Origin of the sequence: Photorhabdus heterorhabditis (assembly GCF_001280945.1) — a bacterium.
In the GTDB taxonomy this organism is placed as follows: domain Bacteria; phylum Pseudomonadota; class Gammaproteobacteria; order Enterobacterales; family Enterobacteriaceae; genus Photorhabdus; species Photorhabdus heterorhabditis.
In genome coordinates this window covers 69,162-87,479 of the sequence record NZ_LJCS01000005.1, presented here as the reverse complement: position 1 = coordinate 87,479, position 18,318 = coordinate 69,162, and the positions used below count along the sequence as shown (strand labels likewise).

The window sequence follows — 18,318 nt, the reverse complement described above, 5'->3', positions numbered from 1 at the left end:
ATATTCACTTGAGATTATTGTTAAAACTTGGTTTTTTCAGCTTTATTTTGTTTAGAATTTGGATTGGGTTTAGTGACAATAAATGGGCCATGTGCATACATTCCACGACATCCAGTCTTCTTTCACCATTTTCAACTTTGGCTATAAATGATTGAGGACGGCCAAATACTTGCGCCAGTTTTTCCTGTGTAATGCCTTTTTCCAAGCGTGTTTCGCGTAATAATCGGATAACGTGCTGATATTCTTCTGAGTAAATCGAGCTCATTCGTTTTGCCTTAATAGAAAGATCCCAAGTATAGAATATCCCTCATTTGCAGGAATATCCAAAGTTACAGTCTCAGAGAAGCTGTTCAGTTTTTTGTTTACGATCCAGTGTAATTTCTCCTATCAGTTTCTCTTTGATTGCTAACGTATTTGCGATTTCATATAAAGAATTAGTATTAAGTTGTTGTGCTTCTTGTGCGTCAAAGCCGAGTTCAGAAAAAATATTTTTCCCAATTGGTGTTACATGACGAATTTTAGTATCAATATTGACGGTCACTTGTTTCTCCAATGCTACAAACCATGATTTAATTTTACGCTATTCTATTAATTAGTGATGTAGAAAGTGGCAAAGATGGTTTGTAGACTTTTGGATGTCCAATTTATTCATTAAGAGTTATTCCAGTTACAGCCGAAGATATTGTGATCCGCTGGATTATTTTCATAATGTCATTTCAAGTTATGTTCAGATATTTAATTATCAATTCATCGGCCAATCGTTGCTATTTTGCGAATGTAACCGTTAAATTAATGATATACTTTTCATCCTTCAAGTTGTTGCTTTGTTGGTTGTTTTCACTTACCCCGGTCACAGAGTTATCTATGCTCCCGGGGATTCGCTCCCTTGCCGTCGCGATGCACCTTGAAATCTATTGGGTATAAATGTCATCAATTTATTAACTGATATTTTATTTTTTATCTATAAATTTTAGGCAAAGTAAAGATCTATGACAATATAAAATAAGACATTTTTACCCTGATCTATATTAATTATCTTATAAATCGGTGTGGATTTCTATTTAAAACATAAATAATTAGAATAGTTGTTACAGTGCCACTTCCAATAATTCCTGCTAACCAATTATTTCCATTTAAACCCAAGATTAAAGCGACAAACAAAGAGATAAAAGTGAGTAATAATCCATAACTTTGTCCCCTTATACTTTTTCTTACCATTTGCTCTAAAGCGACTTTTTCCATCTCGTGTCTGTGCTGTTGTTGTTGTTCGATTAGGGTTAGAAATCGATCTGCAGCTCCTTTTGTATGTTGTTCATAAAGCGATAATATCTCCGAATCAGGCAATTGATAATATAATGGATTGATATCACCTTGATTAGATTGTTTAGCTATTTTCGGATGTTTTCCGGTGACCATTTTTCTCATATATCGTCTCTTTCCCTGTAGATAATATGATTTCATCATTGAATTGCTTTAATACAACAGCAAAGTCTGCACGGACTTTATCCAGATCATCTGCTAAAGTATCAACATCACTCTTCTGTGGGATAAGATCAAAATAGTTTGTATTGGGCATAATATCGAATCTCGGTGAAATTGATCTTAATTTATTAAAATATTGTATGAAAATGTTCATCATATTACCTGTGTTATTAGTTGCTTCTATTAGTTAAATGATTTATTTACAATTATATTTTCTTGATTTTGATTGGATAATAATACCTGATAAATAGATTTATTCCATAAAAATATTGCGAGCCGGCTCAAAAATAGAACTGAAAATAATGGAATATAATTTCATTCAAGGTAATTATTAATCGTCTATATAGGAACTATTAATGAGTATGATTTACGACTAAAAGTATCAGAATATGCTATAGTGCTGGCTGGTTTTTGCTTATATTTTTGGGAATCTTATGTCGTATCAATGCCCCTTATGTCATCAATCTTTATTGTTCACTCGACAGCAATGGCGTTGTGAGAATAATCATCAGTTTGATTGTGCGAAAGAAGGGTATGTCAATCTGATGCCTGTTCAGCATAAAAGGTCTAAAGAACCGGGAGATAGTCCAGAGATGATGCAATCAAGAAGGGCGTTTTTGGATTCTGGGCATTATCAACCATTACAACAACAGGTTTCGGAATTGCTGGAAAAGTATCTGCCAGAAAAGGCAGAAAGTTTACTGGACATAGGATGCGGTGAAGGTTATTACACCGCTGCGGTTGAAGCGCAGTTAAGCAAGAGACGTAATCTTAAAATCTATGGGTTAGATGTCGCTAAGATCGCAGTTCGTTATGGCGCTAAGCGCTATCCTGCTGTCAGCTTTTGTGTCGCGTCGAGCCATCGTTTGCCATTTGCCGATGAATCTCTTGCCGGGGTGCTACGGATTTACGCGCCTTGCAAAGCGGAAGAACTGGCAAGGGTTGTTAAGCCACAGGGAATTGTTCTGACAGTCACTCCCGGTCCTCGCCATCTTTATCAGCTCAAGGAATTGATTTATCAGAATATTCAGCTTCATCCATTGAAGACAGAACAGTTAGCAGGATTCGAATTGATAACGGATGAATCATTATCTTATCCAATGAAATTAAATGGAATACAGGCGCATCATTTATTACAGATGACACCATTTGCCTGGCGGGCCACAGAAGATGTGAAAAAAGGATTGGCAGATAAAGCGTTGTTTGAATGCGAAACTGATTTTATATTGCGGGTTTATCAACGTCTTGATTAATTAGAATTTAACCCAAAATATCATTTTTGGAAAAGAAATATTCTGGGCTAGAGGCGTTATTTCGAGTACATAAATAATTCGAGGTGTTCAAATAAAATATTGAAGCCAATTGCAATCAGAATAAGCCCACCAATAAGCTCAGCACGTTTGCCTAGTAGTGGGCCAATATAGCGGCCAATTAACATCCCCAATGTCGCCATAATCATTGTCATTATACCGATAGCCATCGCAGTATGTATGATATTGACTTGAAGAAAAGCGAGTCCGACACCAATTGCCATTGCATCCAGACTGGTAGCAATAGCGGTTGTTATTAATACCATTGAATTGTGGCGGCAGGGTGGTTCACACTTTTTTTCCGGGCTAGCTTTAAAACTGTCTGTAACCATTCTATAGCCTAGAATAAACAGCAGAGTGAAAGCAATCCAATGATCCCACTCCATAATATACTGACTGGCATAAAGTCCTATCGACCAGCCAATCAGCGGAGTACAAGCTTCCACCACACCAAATATCAGGCCAGTACGGAGTGCTTCACGAAAATGTGGTCTATGCAGTGCGGCCCCTTTGCCGATTGCAGCAGCAAAAGCATCCATTGAGAGCGCTAAAGCTAGGATAAGGGTTGCGTATAAGTTCATTAAAATAGCCTCGGTTGGGTGTTTCCATATACATATAACTCACCCCCAACCAATGATGTGTTATATGCCTATGGTCTTGCCAACCTTAAAGGCTACCCGTACCACGTTTTATTTTGAAACGAGTATGTTGATACGAGTTTTTCAGAGAAATTAACTAAATCATTTTTCTGAAACAGGCTACTCCCCATGACTTTTTCAAAGATAGCATAATAACTCAAAAAGAGAAAATAATATTATTTTTAGGGTTAAAGTATGATACCGATAATAATTATCATTATCTATTTGTCATGTGGGAGAAAATAAAAACCAGCATAAAGCTGATTGTTTATTATTTATTTTTCTATCCATTATTTATTCTTATCTATCTATTTTCAACAAGGAATTTATAAATCATTTCTAAATCATCAAGTTGGCAGACTGAGACATATAAATTTTTATTTTCTAAACCAATAACCAGAATGCCATCTTCAGATAAATTTATGGTTTTTATCCGGTCATAAGAAATAAACGTATTTGCGTAGAAAAAACCTTTACTTTTAAATAACAATTTAGGTGAGCGTATATAGGCAATATAAATAGTAACCAGGATAGTAAATAACAATAAATATGTGGTTAAACGACTACCATGAGCAATGATATTATTATAAACAACAATAAGTATCAGGATAATAAAGATGAGAGCATCAATTTTATGTTTTCTTTTTAGCTTTATTTGTAAATAGGTTTTTCCTTTCAGTAGATTAACCACAAATTCGTCATAGATAGCGAAAGCTAGCATTAGCACAATTAAACTCACTAATACCATATCATTGAGGCTCATTCTTTAATCTCTGTGTTGTTGTAAAAAAAGAAAATACGGGGAGGAATTTCTCCCCGTATGATTAATGGGATGATTATTTCTATAGGCCGAGGAACCCAAATCTGGCACCAATAATCCCCAGAATAAAGAAGCCAATAATAATCCATAGGGCATTGACTTTATGCCTTAATAGCCACATACAGGCAAATGTCAGCAATAGTGGTACAAGGCCCGGCATCAGTTGATCAAGGATATTCTGAACCGTGGTGATTGTTTTTTCACCTGTTTGTTGGTTAGGGATTTCTGATACGACTAGCGGGATATTGACTTTCGTCCATTTATTAACTAATGCTCCCATGACAAACAGTCCAAGGATTGATGCACCCTCCGTCATTTTTTGTAGGAAGCCTCCCCCCATATCCTGAACGATATGAATCCCTTTCTTATAGCCATAAGAGATCCCTGAATAGAGAACCAATAGGCGAACCAAGTTAAATAAAAAGAAGAATAGTACTGGTCCAAGCCAGCTACCGCTCATTGCTAGACCCGCCCCCAAAGCAGCAAATACCGGGCGGACTGTGCCCCAAAAAATTGGATCACCCACACCGGCCAATGGCCCCATCAAACCGACTTTGATACCGTTGATAGCACCATCATCAATTGTTGCTCCATTAGCTCTCTGCTCTTCCATTGCCATCGTGACGCCCAATACAGGTGCGACAACGTAAGGATGAGTATTAAAGAATTCAAGATGACGTTTAATTGCTTGTTTACGCTCGTCGGTATTTTCTGGATACAGACGACGGAGGGCTGGAACCATAGAAAAACAGAAACCCAGCGCTTGCATACGTTCAAAGTTCCATGAGCCTTGGAACACATTAGAGCGGAGGAATACACCGCGGATGTCGCTTGGTGTCAGTTTTTTCTGGCCGACTGTCTGAGCAGCCGTTTTTGTTGTATCTAACATGTTGCTCATCCTCTTAGTCTAATTCGTTATCAAGATCGTTATTGGTGTGTCCAGGGGCAGCAACCACCTGAGATTTGTTGTATTTAGGGCTGAGTTGAATGTATAGCACGGCCATAACAATACCAATAATACCCAATGCAACCAGGTTGAAATCAGTAAATGCCGCAGTGACGAAACCGAGATAGAAGAATGGCATTAAGTAGCCCGCACGCATCATATTGATGACCATTGCATAACCTACAACCACAATCATTCCACCCGCAATATTCAGGCCGTTTGTTACAACTTCAGGAATAGAGGCGAGCAATTGTTGGACTTCGTTGGTCCCAACGGACAGGGCAACAATCAGGGCAGGGATAGCAATACGCATAGCTTGAAGCAGTAATGCGGATAAATGGATAAGGCTGATAGCCCGAAGATTGCCACGTTCTGCTGCGTTGTCAGCGGCATGCTGGAACGCAACTGTGATGGTACGGACAATGATAGTCAGAACTTGTCCTGCGGCTGCCAAAGGAATTGCCAGTGCGATACCTTCACCGATATCTCGTCCACCTGCGATGACCAAAATAGTTGAAATGATTGATGCTAAAGCCGCATCCGGAGCAATTGCGGCACCGATATTCATCCAGCCAAGTGCGATCATCTCCAGCGTACCGCCAATAATGACGCCAGTTGTCATGTCACCGAGAATGATTCCGATTAAAGTACAGGCCACAAGTGGGCGATGGAATTGAAATTCATCAAGAATGGAATCCATACCTGCAATACAGGCTACGATGAATATCAATGAAATTTGAACAACGGTAATTTCCATTGTTTGTCTCCTGTAACCAAATTAAATTTGGTGAGAAATTTTTGCCATTGAGTAATAGTTAAATTGCTCTGGTTTAATTTTCGTTTTTGACCTTCTGGATTAGATCCATCATTTGCAGACGGGTATCACTGGCAACTTTACGGGCTTCTAGCTCAATGCTACGTTCATCCAATTTTTTGAAGGCTTTAATATCAGTTTCATCAATAGATATTGCGTTATTAACTTGTATTTTTCCCTGTCGGTATGCCATTCCCCCGATGTTTACAGAAGTGATATTGACACCATTTTCGACTAGACGAAGAACATCTGTTGGATTTGTGAACAATAACATGACTCGTTCATTAGCATATTTCGGGTTGTTGTAAACGCGAATACATTTTGCGATATCAACAACGTGAGCACTAATCCCCGGTGGAGCAACCTGTTTCAGTAAAGTGGAGCGAACAGTATCGGCTGCAACTTCGTCGCTGACGACAATAATCCGTTTGACATTGGTTTCTTTTGTCCAACGGGTAGCAACCTGACCATGAATAAGGCGGTCATCAATTCGGGCCAGCGCGATTTTCATATGACCACCGGTTGGTGGTGCTGATGTAAGTGTCGCTACGGGGGCAGGGGCTACAGGTTTGACAGGTTCAACTTTTGGTGTTTCTTCTGTTTTTAGGGCCCGGATACCCTCTTTTCCTGTTTCCAGAGCGACTGAGACCAATTCTTCTAAAGATGGATCATCATCACGGCACATAAAGGCTTCAACTAGCATCGGGACGTTAACCCCGGTAATAATCTCATAATTTTCTTTATCTACAGCGATACGGTTAGCTGCATTGAATGGACTTCCTCCCCATGTATCAACAAAAAATAGCACCCCTTTATCTGTGCTGAGCTTTGCAAGTTTGCTGTTGTATTTTTCAAATAAAGTATCGGCATTTTCACCAGGAACAAAGTCAATATAAGAAACGTTTTCTTGTTCCCCAATTAACATCTCTACGGTGCGAAGCAGTTGCTCAGCCGCAGCTCCATGTGTGCCAATCATAATGGCTATACTCACCTATTTTCCCCTCTGTTAGTAATATAAATGCAGAATGATTACAAATTTACTCCAATAATTTTAATGAATCATTCTTCCAACAAAAAATTCACCTGTATAAGTAATAGTCTTTTGTTGATTTGGTGTCTGAATATTTGGCTTGATTTAGACTTTTATCTCTTATTGGCTGAGAAAACACACTATTAGATTAGCATCAGAGGCACTAGAGAAAAATTGCTATCAGTCAGAAAAAATGAAATAGGTGAACATATTAGTAATAAAATAATTTAATAAACTAAATATTGTTAAATTTCATTTTAATTATCTTAAATTTAACTTTAAAAGGTTATTAATTCTGTTCCCGGTAACATCTTATTAATTTAAAATTAAAAATATATTCATCTTTTTAGGTTAAGAAATATCCGATTTGGATTTTGTATAAAAAATATCCCGGCCGTAAGGCAGGGATATGTTCGTTGTGGAAGGATTTGCTGCTTAAAAAAGCGGGTTACTTATTTGATTAATCACACTGAACTTTAATCGCCAAACCGCCACGGGATGTTTCACGATATTTAGCGTTCATGTCTTTACCTGTTTCATACATGGTTTCAATAACCTTATCGAGAGAAACACGTGGTTCACTGGTACGGCGCAGAGCCATACGTGCAGCGTTGATTGCTTTTACTGAAGCAATTGCATTTCGTTCAATACAGGGAACCTGTACTTGGCCTGCTACCGGGTCACAAGTAAGACCAAGGTTATGTTCCATGCCGATTTCAGCCGCAATGCAAACCTGTTCAGCACTACCGCCGAGTAATTCAGTAAGACCCGCTGCTGCCATTGAGCAAGCAACCCCCACTTCGCCCTGACAACCAACTTCAGCGCCAGAAATAGAGGCATTCATTTTATACAGAATACCGATAGCACCAGAGGCCAGGAAATAGCGGATGTACAGCTCTGGTGTTACAGGTTCAATGCAATGGTTGTAGTAAGCAAGTACGGCGGGAACAATTCCACAAGCACCATTGGTTGGTGCTGTAACAACACGTCCACCCGCAGCATTTTCTTCATTGACTGCTAATGCAAACATGTTTATCAAATCTACGACATTCATTGGATCATTAGACAGATTATTTGATGCAGTCAGCATACGGTGTAGTGCTGCTGCCCGGCGTGGTACACGCAATGGGCCAGGCAGAACGCCTTCTGTGTTCAGGCCACGCTCAATACAAGCCTGCATGGTATCCCAAACATCAGCAAAGTAGGCATAAATCTCTTCCTGGCTGTGGAGATCCAATTCGTTTTTCATCATTAAACCGGAGACAGACAGCCCGGTTTTATTACAATTCATCAGTAATTCTTTTGCTGAGCTGTATGGATATGAAACAGGTTTGGTATCCTGAGATGGCTTACCAAAATGTTCTTCGTCAACAATAAAACCACCACCAATTGAGTAGTAGGTTTTGCTATAAACTTTTTTGTCACCAGCGAATGCATGAATTTGCATACCGTTTTCATGTAGCGATAGGTTATCACTACGGAAAACCATGCCGCTGTCGTGTGGGAAATCGACTTCATGTAAACCATTGGCCAGCTTAATACGCTGAGTTTGCTCTACATCACGAATAAAACCGGGGATCGAATCAATATCAACTGTTGCTGGCAAGTTGCCTGCCAGGCCCATGATAATGGCGATATCCGTATGGTGACCCTTACCGGTTAATGAGAGTGAGCCGTAAACATCGACGGCTACACGCGTGATAGAAGGCATTAGTCCCTGGTTTACCAGATCGTCGACAAACTGTTTGCCGGCTTTCATCGGGCCAACCGTATGAGAGCTAGATGGGCCGATACCGACCTTAAACATGTCGAAAACGCTAATCACGCCAGACTCCTTAAAAAAGATAGAGATATAGTTATATATATTGAGGTACGCTACTTTACTGTGATTTAGTAGTGTTGATAAGGGAGTTTACAGCTTTTTTTGAATTATGATAGCAACAGTGACAAAAATGGATGAAAAAAACACAAATTGATTATTTCTAATGATACAGATCAAACTTGAATCTGTTGAGCTAATTGATGAATTATTGCTGCTGTCAAGCCCCAAATGAGTTGTCCTTGATGCCAATAAAAATAGATACGATGTTGTTGACCACGGCGGCTAACATCAAGATGATGGTAATTCGACAGTGAAAGTGCATCAGATAGAGGAACTTCGAATATATTGGAAACTTCTGCCGGATTGTTATGGAAAGGCAGTCCGGGGGGTAATAATCCGACAATTGGGGTGACTAGATAGCCGCTAATGCTGTCTAAAGGAGGGAGTTTCCCCAGAACCTGAACTTTCTGATGAGGTATGTTAACTTCTTCTTCTGCTTCCCGTAGTGCTGTGGCGATTATTGATTTATCTTCAGGATCAACACCACCACCTGGAAAGGCTACTTGACCGGCATGTGATCGTAAAGTGATTGAGCGTTGAGTTAGTAATAGTGTTGGTCTCGGCTTGCTGATGATCGGTAATAATACCGCCGCATGGCGGCGGTTATTTGAAGGCCGTTTAGGATGTGGTGGAAGTTGTAACTGAAATCTGTTAATGAAATTAGATAGTAGCATCATATCGATTTTATTTTCCCTAGTTGTGGCAAAATACGATTCAATTTATCAAATGTTTCCTGGTACTCTTTTTCAGCAATACTATCTGCAACAATTCCGCCACCTGCCCAACAATATATTTTTCCTTTCTCGGTCAATAGGGTACGAATAGTGATATTGCTATCCATTGTGCCGCAGAAACTAATATAGCCAATTGAACCACAATATCCATGTCGGCGGTGAGGCTCTAATTCTTCTATTATTTCCATTGCCCTGATTTTCGGGGCGCCAGTGATAGAACCGCCGGGAAAGCAGGCTCGTAATAAATCTATGGCATGCTGTTCATTGGGTAGTGTTGCGGTAATTGTGCTGACCAGATGATGAACGGCAGGGAATTGTTCAACCACAAATAGTTCAGGAACTTTAACTGAACCTGGTGTGGCTACTCGACCAATATCGTTACGCAACAAATCGACGATCATCAGGTTTTCGGCTCGGTCTTTTTTCGATGTTGCTAGTTTTTCAGCCTGTAATGTATCCTTTTCAGTCTGATTTAAGCGCGGTAATGTGCCTTTGATAGGGCGAGTTTGAATTTGTTTATTTTCCAGGAGTAAGAAACGTTCAGGAGAAACGCTGATCACGCTGTTTTCTGGTAAACGGATAAAGGCAGAAAAAGGTGCACGATTGCTCTTATTAAGTTTCACGAATGCCTGCCATTCATTTCCCTGATAGTCAGCGCAAAATCGTTGTGACAGATTAACTTGATAACAGTCACCATTTAACAGATAGTCATGAATGTGGCAAATTTTCTCATTATATTGTTCCGCACTCATATTTGATTGCCACTCGGTGGTCAGCATAAAGGTTGTTTCTGGCGAGTTTCCGTGGGATATAAGCCAGTTTAGACGCGCATCAGCGTCACTGTGACTTAATAGAGTCACCTTTTTTTTGTGATGATCGACAATCAAAGCCCAGTCATAAATACCTATTGCCATATCTGGAAATGACAGCTCATTTTTAGCTTGTGACGGTAATTCCTCAATACAACGTCCAAGGTCATATCCCCATAAACCTAATGCACCGCCTTGAAATGGCAAATCAGAATTAAATTTTGCGGTGATATTTAAATTTTCTAGCTGTTTTTTTAGCAGGTAAAAGGGATCTTCCTCAGCAATAGAGGTAGTGCCATACTTATTTATTTCGGTTGACTTACCCTGACTGAGGAGAGTGATCAGTGGTTCTGCAACCAGAATATCAAACCGGTTATGGGAATGGTTTGCAGAGCCAGAATGGAGCAGCATTGCCCAGGGCTGGTTTGAAATCGTCGCGAAATAGTTGATGGCGGCATTTGATTGATAAGGTAATTGTCGTTTTTGCAATGAAGTATTCATTTGTGGTGTTGGTTTTAACAATAGCAACGCAAAAGTTGTCATTAATTTTAATCACCAGAGGTTAACATAGAAATCCACTCCTTACCTGAGTTAAAAATCGCTATACTCTTAGTTGTCGATCAATTTATTGAGGTTATTCTCGTGTTTTCAGGTATGCCAACATTATCTCATCAGGAACAGCAACTGGCAGTGGAAAAAATTCAGCAATTGATGGCTGAAGGAATGAGCAGTGGAGAAGCCATTTCGCTGGTTGCCCAGGAGCTTCGCGAGAAGCATAGAGGTCAAGAGCAGGTTAATGTGGTGTTTGATGATTAAAAATGAACATAATTAAATTATTTATTTAACAATAATCACACATTTTTTTTACCTAGCATGTTAGGTTAGCTCCATATTTAATCTCTTATTTTGAGATATTAACAGGAGGTAGTATGAAAGCATGTCATATCATTAACAGAGTTGGCTTATCAGGTGCTGCGTTTTTGTTTACGGTTTCATTTACCGTATTTGCTGTGTCAGAGAGCAAACGTGTTGATAAATTTGTTTCCTGCAATAATTTAACCAAATCGCAGATTGCTGCTCAGGTAAAGCGAGATTTTCTGCAAAACCGTATTAACCGTTGGTCAGAAGATAGAAAACAGTTGGGAACTTCTACACCGGTGGCGTGGGTAAATGCAGAAAATATCACGGGTGATAAAGATGTGTTAAAAGTTCCACTTACTGTTCGTGGTTCTAAGCGTGACAAAGATTACAGGGTGATCGTTGATTGTCAGCAAAATACAATTAGCTATAGCGAACTGAAATAACATTTTCTGATAGTTATCTCTAACCGTCATCAGATGGACACCAGATCTGGTGTTAACCAGTAAAGGGGATGTTATGTCAGAATTGAGAAAGTTATATCCGGCCTGTGAAGCTTACCGTTCTGGTTATTTGGACACAGGCGATGGTCACCAAATCTATTGGGAATTATGTGGTAATCCTGAGGGTAAGCCCGCCGTATTTATTCATGGCGGGCCGGGCGGTGGTATTGCGTCTTACCACCGCCGACTATTTGATCTTAAGAAATATCATGTCATGTTGTTTGATCAGCGTGGTTGTGGGCGTTCAAAACCTCATGCCAGTCTGGAAAATAATACTACCTGGCATTTGGTTGAAGACATTGAACGTTTACGTCAATTGGTGGGGGTAGGAAAATGGCTGGTATTTGGCGGCTCATGGGGTTCAACTTTATCTCTGGTTTACGCACAGGCTCATCCTCAGCGAGTTTCTGAACTGATTCTTCGGGGGATTTTCCTGCTAAGGCCACAAGAGCTACATTGGTATTATCAGGATGGCGCTTCTAATTTCTTCCCGGATAAATGGCAACGAACTGTCTCTATTTTATCGGAGGAAGAACGAAAGGATGTTATTGGTGCGTATAACAAACGATTGACTAGTGATGATCGTCAAATTCAATTAGAAGCCGCTCGCCTCTGGAGCTTGTGGGAAGGGGAGACGGTAACATTACTTCCTTCGGATAATGTGGAGTCTTTTACAGAAGATGAGTTTGCCCTGGCATTTGCCCGAATTGAAAATCATTATTTTATTAATGAGGGTTTTATGAATGAGCAGCAGCAACTGTTGAATAATATTGACGCGATAAGGAATATTCCGGCAGTTATTATTCATGGTCGATATGATATGGCCTGTCGAGTGCAAAATGCTTGGGATCTAGCGCAGGCATGGCCAGAAGCAGAATTACACATCATTGAAGGAGCTGGACATTCATTTGATGAGCCGGGTATTTTACATCAACTTATTAGTGCAACGGATAAGTTTGCTGAGCAGTAATCTGATATAACCACCGGTTATCCGGTGGTTATTAATTCTTGCTGGATGGCTAGCGATTTTTGGGGTCGTAGGGTAAGCGGGAAAATTGTTTGGATAATTGACGATAATGCACTAAACGTTGTTGAAAATACTCTCGAAGGTATGTGGGTTGTTCCTGCTCAACCGCATCAGGAAGTACTGGCATATTGTAACGTTCCTTAAAAGCTACACCAGATGCTGCCAGATCAACATTGATTTTATCCATCTTTTCTGTAGAAAGTTCAGCCAGATTATGTCCCATGAGTGTCTCCCTGAATTAAAATTCTAATTCACAAAATGATAAAGCTAATCCAGACTGGTTTTTCTGGCAAGAACTGAATCGATAATTTTATGAATATAAATAATATTCATTATCATTAAATATAGGAGTTTATTTGGTTGGATTATTTTGAAAATAAAATTCATTTTCATTTAAATATATTAAATGAGATTCATTTCTATTTTGTTTTGTTGAAAATGTTGTTATATTTCAGTGTAATATGATTTTTGTATTTATTTTTGTTTGTTGGGTTTTTTTATTTAAATTTAATTGGCATAATACGGGTAAATTAATGATGGGAGTATTTGTTATGCTAAATCAAGAAATGGTTAATAAATTAAATGAGCAGATGAATTTGGAGTTCTATTCTGCGAATTTATATCTACAAATGAGTGCATGGTGCTGTGACAAAGGATTAGCTGGCGCCGCTGCATTTTTTAAATCGCATGCTCAGGAAGAAATGCAGCATATGCATCGCTTATTTGATTATCTGAGTGATACTGGTACGATGCCACGTTTAGGGCGGATTGATGCGCCTTCGACAGACTATGAATCCGTGTCTCATGTACTTAATAAAACCTACGAACACGAGAAATTTATTACTAGTGAAATTAATAAACTCGCTCATCTGGCGATAACAACGCAGGATTATTCTACTTTTAATTTCCTGCAATGGTATGTAGCAGAACAGCATGAGGAAGAGAAGTTGTTCAAGTCTATTCTTGATAAACTAGAGATGGTTGGTGAGGATGGTAAGGCGCTCTTCCTGTTGGATAAGGATCTGAAAGGTCTGGCCGCTGCCAACCCTATCTGAATGAACGGAATTAATCAACGGCAGTAGCTGGCAATGACTTCAGGTATTTAAGGCTAGTGCCGCAGTTTTCCTTTGTTTTTGCGCGATAGTTCACAAGACGAAATTCTCATTGTAAGTTATCGCGGATAAAATAATTTCTTTGTTATAAGATAGCCTTAATTTATAGGAATATACCTGAAAATTAAGAGGTTATTTATGACTATCAGCAAAACTCGTTCTTTTTGCCGGAAATTATCTGCTTTAGTTGTCTTGTTTATCAGTATGTCTTGCCAGCAAGCTCTGGCTCACGCGCATTTAACAGAACAAATTCCAGCAGAAGATACCACAGTGGAAAATGCACCACAGGTAATTACTCTGAGCTTTTCAGAAGGTATTGAACTGAATTTCAGTAAGGTAAAAGTGACTGGCCCGGAAAATAAATCTATCAAAACTGGTCAATTGAGGCTTGATCCTGCAACTAATACAAAACTTATCCTTCCTGTCGAAGATAAGCTAGTGGCAGGTAAATATGATGTTGACTGGAGCGTAGTTTCGGTTGATGGACATAAGACTAAAGGCATCTACAGCTTTACAGTGAAATAATTATGTCTCTGGCGGCACTTTATATCTTTTGTCGCTTCACTCATTTCGTGGCAGTTATGTTGATGTTTGGTCTCAGCATATTTACTGCTATGTTGGTTCCTGATCGCTTCTCTGTCCTAATTGATGCCCGCCTCCGTTTGGGGGTAATTATCAATACAGTTGTAGCATTAATAACAGCAATTGGCTGGTTGGTGATACAAGCGGGGCTAATGGGAGATGGCTGGCAGGATACTTATGATCCAGAAATCTGGCGGGCAGTATTAGGAACAACCTTTGGTAAGATCTGGCAGTGGCAAATATTGGTTGCAGTAGTTACTACAGGGTTCTTGTTTATCAATAACCAAAAAGCCAGAAATATTCTGATGTTAATCAGCTCTACCATTTTGCTGTCTTGCCATGCTTTTATAGGTCATGCGGTAATACATGATGGCGTGTTGGGTATCCTTCATCAGATTAATCAGGTTATTCACCTATTAAGTGCTGGGTACTGGTTTGGGGGATTATGGCCGTTTTTGTTATGCCTGCAATTTTTGCGTATACGGAATGAACTAGCTGTAGGGTTGGATAGGCAGGTTATGATTTCTATGATGCGTTTTTCCACTTATGGTCATATCGCGGTAATCCTTATTATCGTTACAGGCATGATAAGTAGCTTAATTTTGCTCCCTGATTGGCCGGAGTATAGCGGTACTGAGTATCAGTCAATGCTATGGCTGAAGATAGCGCTAGTAGCGGCTATGGTGATGCTTGCATTGATTAACCGTTATATCTTGGTTCCTAAGCTAAGGCAACCTGGTCGCTATCAACTGCTGATTATAAGTAGTTGGATTGAAATTATTTTTGGGGCATTGGTTTTATTATGTGTTGCTGTTTTTGCTACTTATCAGCCGATTTGATTTTTATAACTGGCAGCTTGTTTCAGTAGGTGTTATTGGTGCAGTTTATTGGTGATAATAAATAGTGGAACACGGACAACGTGCAGAAATTGGAGCGCACATGTAGTACGTGAGGATAATTTGCTTCGTTTGCCCTTATATCTACACATTGGTAACTATTATGAAACGTTTATTTTTATTACTTTTCTTATTCTGTCTGGCTTTTCAAGGTATTGCTGCACCTATTGAAACGGTGAGTAAGCTGCAATTTGGTGATAAATGGGCATTTACTCGGGAGGAAGTGATGCTGGATTGCAGAGCCAATAAGGCTTTGTTTGTGATTAATCCAAGCACACTGGTGCAATACCCATTGAATGATATAGCCACAGAGATGGTCAGGGAAGGGAAAGTGAATGCTAAGTCTCTGGATATTATTCTATTAGATGACAGTAATAATCCGGATCAAAAAATGAGCATAGAACCATTCCAGAGAGCAGCTTTAACACTATGTGATAGAAAGTAGTGCGATAAAAAATAATGTCATTGAGTTAAGCCATATCGTGATATTTGACTTAATAAACACCATCTTGGTCATTTATTGTCCAATGGGTTGTTTAAACGTAATATGTCAGCTACGCTTTAAGTTATAAGTTGTTTTACGTCTCAATGACACTTTTAGCGCACGGCTCTTAAGAGCCATTTTCCCTAGGCCGAGTAGAGGAGTCAACTCGGCTTTTTTTTGTCAGAAGTTTTGCGGACATCAGGCTACCCTCATCACCCATGCATGTTTTTGTTTGTCATAATGTTTTCTGTATAACAGAATTTGTTTGTCGTTTAATAAGGCGGGGATACTGGTATGTTCATCCCATCCATCTAACTGCATACAAAGTTCGCGGTCAGAATTACAAGGAATGCTAATGGTAGTATCGTCTTCTGCTTCTGCGGAAGGTTGGGACAGAATAGCATCGTCAATTTCGTAGCTGGAAATTCTCAATTTTGTCTGGTTCATGATGGCTCCTTAATTTCAATTAACAGGTACGACCAGTAAGGCCATCATTTGAGAATAGATCAAATGACTGAGATTGCCAGTAATAATATTTCCTGTATTGGATAATCGTTAGATGATATTGCTGTTATAACTATCTGTGCTAAAACTTAGTTTTGTAATATTGCTTTTTTCATCTTTGTCATTCTTTGGCCTTTTCCACATTCAGTAGGAAATATTTATTTGGTGTAATTGTCGGAGCCAAAAGCGTTAATGATAGAATGGCAAGTGTAATAATTCTACGGATAAATTGTTTGAATGTTTTGCTTTTCTCTACTCTACTGATTGGTTCCCAGATAATTTACCTTTGCAATGTGAGAGAATACAGTCTGATTTTTATTGTAGGAGGTATAGAGGCGTTTACTATGCATTATACTTATATTGACCGCACCTTTTGGTGTTTTGGTAAGAGGTGTGATATCTCACCAACCTTGATAAACGTTCGATAAATATAATAAAGAATATCTTAACAGAGACAGTAAAAAATTTACGTCAGTGTGACAGGCTGTTAACCTTATTGTTATGGGCATTTGATATTTTTTTGATATAAAAATAGAGATGCGTTTTGTAAATTTCATCGGATAGGTCAATATGAATAAAAATGAGTTCTATCGGGATCTTACTGGAGACTTAAAAGCTCTGTTGTCTGGTGAGTATGACTTAATAGCGACACTCGCTAATGCTAGTGCATTGCTGTATGAACGTCTGAATGACGTTAACTGGGTCGGTTTTTATCTGATTGATGGTGATACGTTGATTTTGGGGCCATTTCAGGGAAAGGTTGCCTGTGTCAGAATACCTGTTGGCAAAGGGGTATGCGGAACTGCTGTATCAGAAAAGCGTATTCAACGTGTTAATGATGTTCATGAGTTCCCTGGTCATATTGCCTGTGATGCTGCTAGTAACGCAGAAATTGTGTTGCCATTGCTTGTAAACGATAGAATCATGGGTGTATTAGATATTGATAGTACAATTTTTCATCGGTTTGATGAAGAAGATGAATTTGGCTTACAAGCCCTTATTGATGGGCTCTGTGCTCATTTAGAACAGTGCGTTGTGCCGAAATATGTTGAGTTGAATGTAACTTAACATATGGATAACGTGGCATTTATCAGCAACGCTATTATAATGACGCCAGTTCATGCCTATGCTGGTTGGCAAAACCGTTGTAATCAGGAAATTTCATGGAAAATCAACCTAAGTTGAATAGTAGTAAAGAAATCATTGCTTTTTTAGCTGAGCGCTTTCCGCTCTGCTTCGTAGCCGAAGGTGAAGCTCGTCCTTTAAAGATCGGTATCTTTCAGGATATCGTTGAACGTATTCAGGACGAAGAATGTTTAAGTAAAACACAATTGCGCTCTGCCTTGCGTCTGTACACATCAAGCTGGCGTTACCTGTATGGTGTTAAAGAGGGAGCACAACGTGTTGACCTTGATGGTAACCCATGCGGTGAATTGGAAGCGGAACATATTGAGCATGCTCTCCAGCAACTGACTGAAGCCAAAGCACGGGTTCAGGCCCAGCGTGTGGAGCAAAGAGCCAAAAAACGTGAAGCTGAAAATGCAGCTGCCGGTGAAAAAAATGAGCGACCAATTGCCAAGAAGCCGGCTCCTCGTCGCCGTGCTAATAATACTGAAGGGGAAAAACGGCAGCCACGCCAACAAAGTCGCCCTCAGCAACAAGCACATAAACCTGTTGCTAAACCTAATCAATCTACACCGACTCAGATTGCTGATGTTTCATTGCTGAAAATTGGTCAGGAAATTAAAGTCAGGGTAGGTAAAAGCTCGATGGATGCCTCTGTGCTTGAAGTCGCTAAAGATGGCGTACGAGTACAATTGCCTTCTGGTCTGGCAATGATTGTACGCGCAGAACATTTACAGTTCTGATACGGAGGCCAACCCAGGC

Annotated in this window: 24 protein-coding genes and 1 riboswitch; of the genes, 10 read left to right on the top strand and 14 right to left on the bottom strand. The window is 39.5% G+C overall.

Features of this window, described 5'->3' with window-relative positions; translation table 11 throughout:
* Positions 1 to 4: 4 nt before the first annotated feature.
* The 4 genes from AM629_RS03550 to AM629_RS03535 form a co-directional block, all read right to left on the bottom strand.
* Complete coding sequence (locus AM629_RS03550; protein WP_054476215.1) at positions 5 to 265, bottom strand: helix-turn-helix domain-containing protein; 261 nt, start codon at positions 263 to 265, stop codon at positions 5 to 7.
* 72 nt (positions 266 to 337) lie between these two features.
* Positions 338 to 541: a hypothetical protein gene (locus tag AM629_RS03545; RefSeq protein ID WP_054476214.1), complete on the bottom strand. Its 204-nt coding sequence runs from the start codon at positions 539 to 541 to the stop codon at positions 338 to 340.
* 491 nt (positions 542 to 1,032) lie between these two features.
* Positions 1,033 to 1,425 (bottom strand): DUF2335 domain-containing protein, encoded by a 393-nt coding sequence (locus AM629_RS03540; protein WP_161804206.1) that lies wholly within the window; start codon positions 1,423 to 1,425, stop codon positions 1,033 to 1,035.
* The gene (locus AM629_RS03535; protein WP_054476289.1) at positions 1,385 to 1,576 is read right to left on the bottom strand and encodes a hypothetical protein; all 192 of its coding nucleotides are present in this window, start codon (positions 1,574 to 1,576) and stop codon (positions 1,385 to 1,387) included. Before AM629_RS03535 ends, AM629_RS03540 begins: the two co-directional genes overlap by 41 nt.
* A gap of 340 nt (positions 1,577 to 1,916) precedes the next feature.
* Between AM629_RS03535 and rlmA the strand changes: the two genes are divergently transcribed.
* Positions 1,917 to 2,735, top strand: a complete 819-nt coding sequence (rlmA, locus tag AM629_RS03530) for a 23S rRNA (guanine(745)-N(1))-methyltransferase (RefSeq protein ID WP_054476212.1) — start codon at positions 1,917 to 1,919, stop codon at positions 2,733 to 2,735.
* A gap of 56 nt (positions 2,736 to 2,791) precedes the next feature.
* On the opposite strand, the gene mntP is transcribed toward rlmA, so the two are convergent.
* The 8 genes from mntP to pabB form a co-directional block, all read right to left on the bottom strand.
* The gene (gene mntP / locus AM629_RS03525; protein WP_054476209.1) at positions 2,792 to 3,373 is read right to left on the bottom strand and encodes a manganese efflux pump MntP; all 582 of its coding nucleotides are present in this window, start codon (positions 3,371 to 3,373) and stop codon (positions 2,792 to 2,794) included.
* Between the two features lie 6 nt (positions 3,374 to 3,379).
* Positions 3,380 to 3,570: riboswitch (yybP-ykoY riboswitch) on the bottom strand.
* 164 nt (positions 3,571 to 3,734) lie between these two features.
* Entirely contained in the window at positions 3,735 to 4,193 is a 459-nt protein-coding gene (locus tag AM629_RS03520) for a DUF986 family protein (RefSeq protein ID WP_054476205.1), read from the bottom strand.
* A gap of 79 nt (positions 4,194 to 4,272) precedes the next feature.
* Positions 4,273 to 5,139: a PTS mannose transporter subunit IID gene (locus AM629_RS03515; protein ID WP_054476204.1), complete on the bottom strand. Its 867-nt coding sequence runs from the start codon at positions 5,137 to 5,139 to the stop codon at positions 4,273 to 4,275.
* Positions 5,140 to 5,152: 13 nt separating this feature from the next.
* Positions 5,153 to 5,953, bottom strand: coding sequence for a PTS mannose/fructose/sorbose transporter subunit IIC (locus AM629_RS03510; RefSeq protein ID WP_054476203.1), 801 nt, complete (start codon positions 5,951 to 5,953; stop codon positions 5,153 to 5,155).
* 73 nt (positions 5,954 to 6,026) lie between these two features.
* Entirely contained in the window at positions 6,027 to 7,001 is a 975-nt protein-coding gene (gene manX, locus AM629_RS03505; protein WP_054476201.1) for a PTS mannose transporter subunit IIAB, read from the bottom strand.
* Between the two features lie 499 nt (positions 7,002 to 7,500).
* Positions 7,501 to 8,865, bottom strand: a complete 1,365-nt coding sequence (locus AM629_RS03500) for an L-serine ammonia-lyase (RefSeq protein WP_054476196.1) — start codon at positions 8,863 to 8,865, stop codon at positions 7,501 to 7,503.
* 170 nt (positions 8,866 to 9,035) lie between these two features.
* Positions 9,036 to 9,599, bottom strand: a complete 564-nt coding sequence (locus tag AM629_RS03495; RefSeq protein ID WP_054476188.1) for a CoA pyrophosphatase — start codon at positions 9,597 to 9,599, stop codon at positions 9,036 to 9,038.
* On the bottom strand, positions 9,596 to 10,966 hold the full coding sequence (gene pabB, locus AM629_RS03490; protein ID WP_054476287.1) for an aminodeoxychorismate synthase component 1: 1,371 nt from the start codon (positions 10,964 to 10,966) through the stop codon (positions 9,596 to 9,598). The genes AM629_RS03495 and pabB overlap by 4 nt, the downstream gene beginning before the upstream one ends.
* A 141-nt stretch (positions 10,967 to 11,107) precedes the next feature.
* Between pabB and AM629_RS21810 the strand changes: the two genes are divergently transcribed.
* From AM629_RS21810 to pip, 3 genes are all read left to right on the top strand, one after another.
* Positions 11,108 to 11,281 carry a YoaH family protein gene (locus AM629_RS21810; protein WP_072161798.1) on the top strand — a complete coding sequence of 58 codons (174 nt, stop codon included), beginning with the start codon at positions 11,108 to 11,110 and terminating at the stop codon, positions 11,279 to 11,281.
* A 113-nt stretch (positions 11,282 to 11,394) separates the two neighbouring features.
* Positions 11,395 to 11,769 (top strand): protein YebF, encoded by a 375-nt coding sequence (gene yebF / locus AM629_RS03485; protein ID WP_054476186.1) that lies wholly within the window; start codon positions 11,395 to 11,397, stop codon positions 11,767 to 11,769.
* A 73-nt stretch (positions 11,770 to 11,842) separates the two neighbouring features.
* A complete protein-coding gene (gene pip / locus AM629_RS03480) occupies positions 11,843 to 12,796 on the top strand; it encodes a prolyl aminopeptidase (protein ID WP_054476184.1) in 954 nt (317 codons plus the stop codon).
* Between the two features lie 49 nt (positions 12,797 to 12,845).
* Here pip and AM629_RS03475 read toward each other — a convergent pair whose 3' ends face one another.
* A complete protein-coding gene (locus tag AM629_RS03475) occupies positions 12,846 to 13,076 on the bottom strand; it encodes a DNA polymerase III subunit theta (RefSeq protein WP_054476178.1) in 231 nt (76 codons plus the stop codon).
* 328 nt (positions 13,077 to 13,404) lie between these two features.
* On the opposite strand from AM629_RS03475, the gene ftnA reads away from it, so the two are divergent.
* From ftnA to AM629_RS03455, 4 genes are all read left to right on the top strand, one after another.
* Positions 13,405 to 13,908, top strand: a complete 504-nt coding sequence (gene ftnA, locus AM629_RS03470) for a non-heme ferritin (protein ID WP_054476284.1) — start codon at positions 13,405 to 13,407, stop codon at positions 13,906 to 13,908.
* Between the two features lie 195 nt (positions 13,909 to 14,103).
* Positions 14,104 to 14,490, top strand: a complete 387-nt coding sequence (gene yobA, locus AM629_RS03465; protein ID WP_054476177.1) for a CopC domain-containing protein YobA — start codon at positions 14,104 to 14,106, stop codon at positions 14,488 to 14,490.
* Positions 14,491 to 14,492: 2 nt separating this feature from the next.
* Positions 14,493 to 15,386 carry a copper homeostasis membrane protein CopD gene (gene copD / locus AM629_RS03460; protein WP_054476176.1) on the top strand — a complete coding sequence of 298 codons (894 nt, stop codon included), beginning with the start codon at positions 14,493 to 14,495 and terminating at the stop codon, positions 15,384 to 15,386.
* Between the two features lie 160 nt (positions 15,387 to 15,546).
* The gene (locus AM629_RS03455) at positions 15,547 to 15,888 is read left to right on the top strand and encodes a YebY family protein (protein WP_054476174.1); all 342 of its coding nucleotides are present in this window, start codon (positions 15,547 to 15,549) and stop codon (positions 15,886 to 15,888) included.
* Between the two features lie 237 nt (positions 15,889 to 16,125).
* On the opposite strand, the gene AM629_RS03450 is transcribed toward AM629_RS03455, so the two are convergent.
* On the bottom strand, positions 16,126 to 16,374 hold the full coding sequence (locus tag AM629_RS03450; RefSeq protein ID WP_054476172.1) for a DUF1480 family protein: 249 nt from the start codon (positions 16,372 to 16,374) through the stop codon (positions 16,126 to 16,128).
* A gap of 627 nt (positions 16,375 to 17,001) precedes the next feature.
* Here AM629_RS03450 and AM629_RS03445 point away from each other — a divergent pair.
* Both AM629_RS03445 and proQ read left to right on the top strand, forming a co-directional pair.
* The gene (locus AM629_RS03445; protein WP_054476170.1) at positions 17,002 to 17,499 is read left to right on the top strand and encodes a free L-methionine (R)-S-oxide reductase MsrC; all 498 of its coding nucleotides are present in this window, start codon (positions 17,002 to 17,004) and stop codon (positions 17,497 to 17,499) included.
* Between the two features lie 95 nt (positions 17,500 to 17,594).
* Positions 17,595 to 18,299: an RNA chaperone ProQ gene (gene proQ / locus AM629_RS03440; RefSeq protein ID WP_054476168.1), complete on the top strand. Its 705-nt coding sequence runs from the start codon at positions 17,595 to 17,597 to the stop codon at positions 18,297 to 18,299.
* The last annotated feature ends 19 nt before the right edge of the window (positions 18,300 to 18,318 follow it).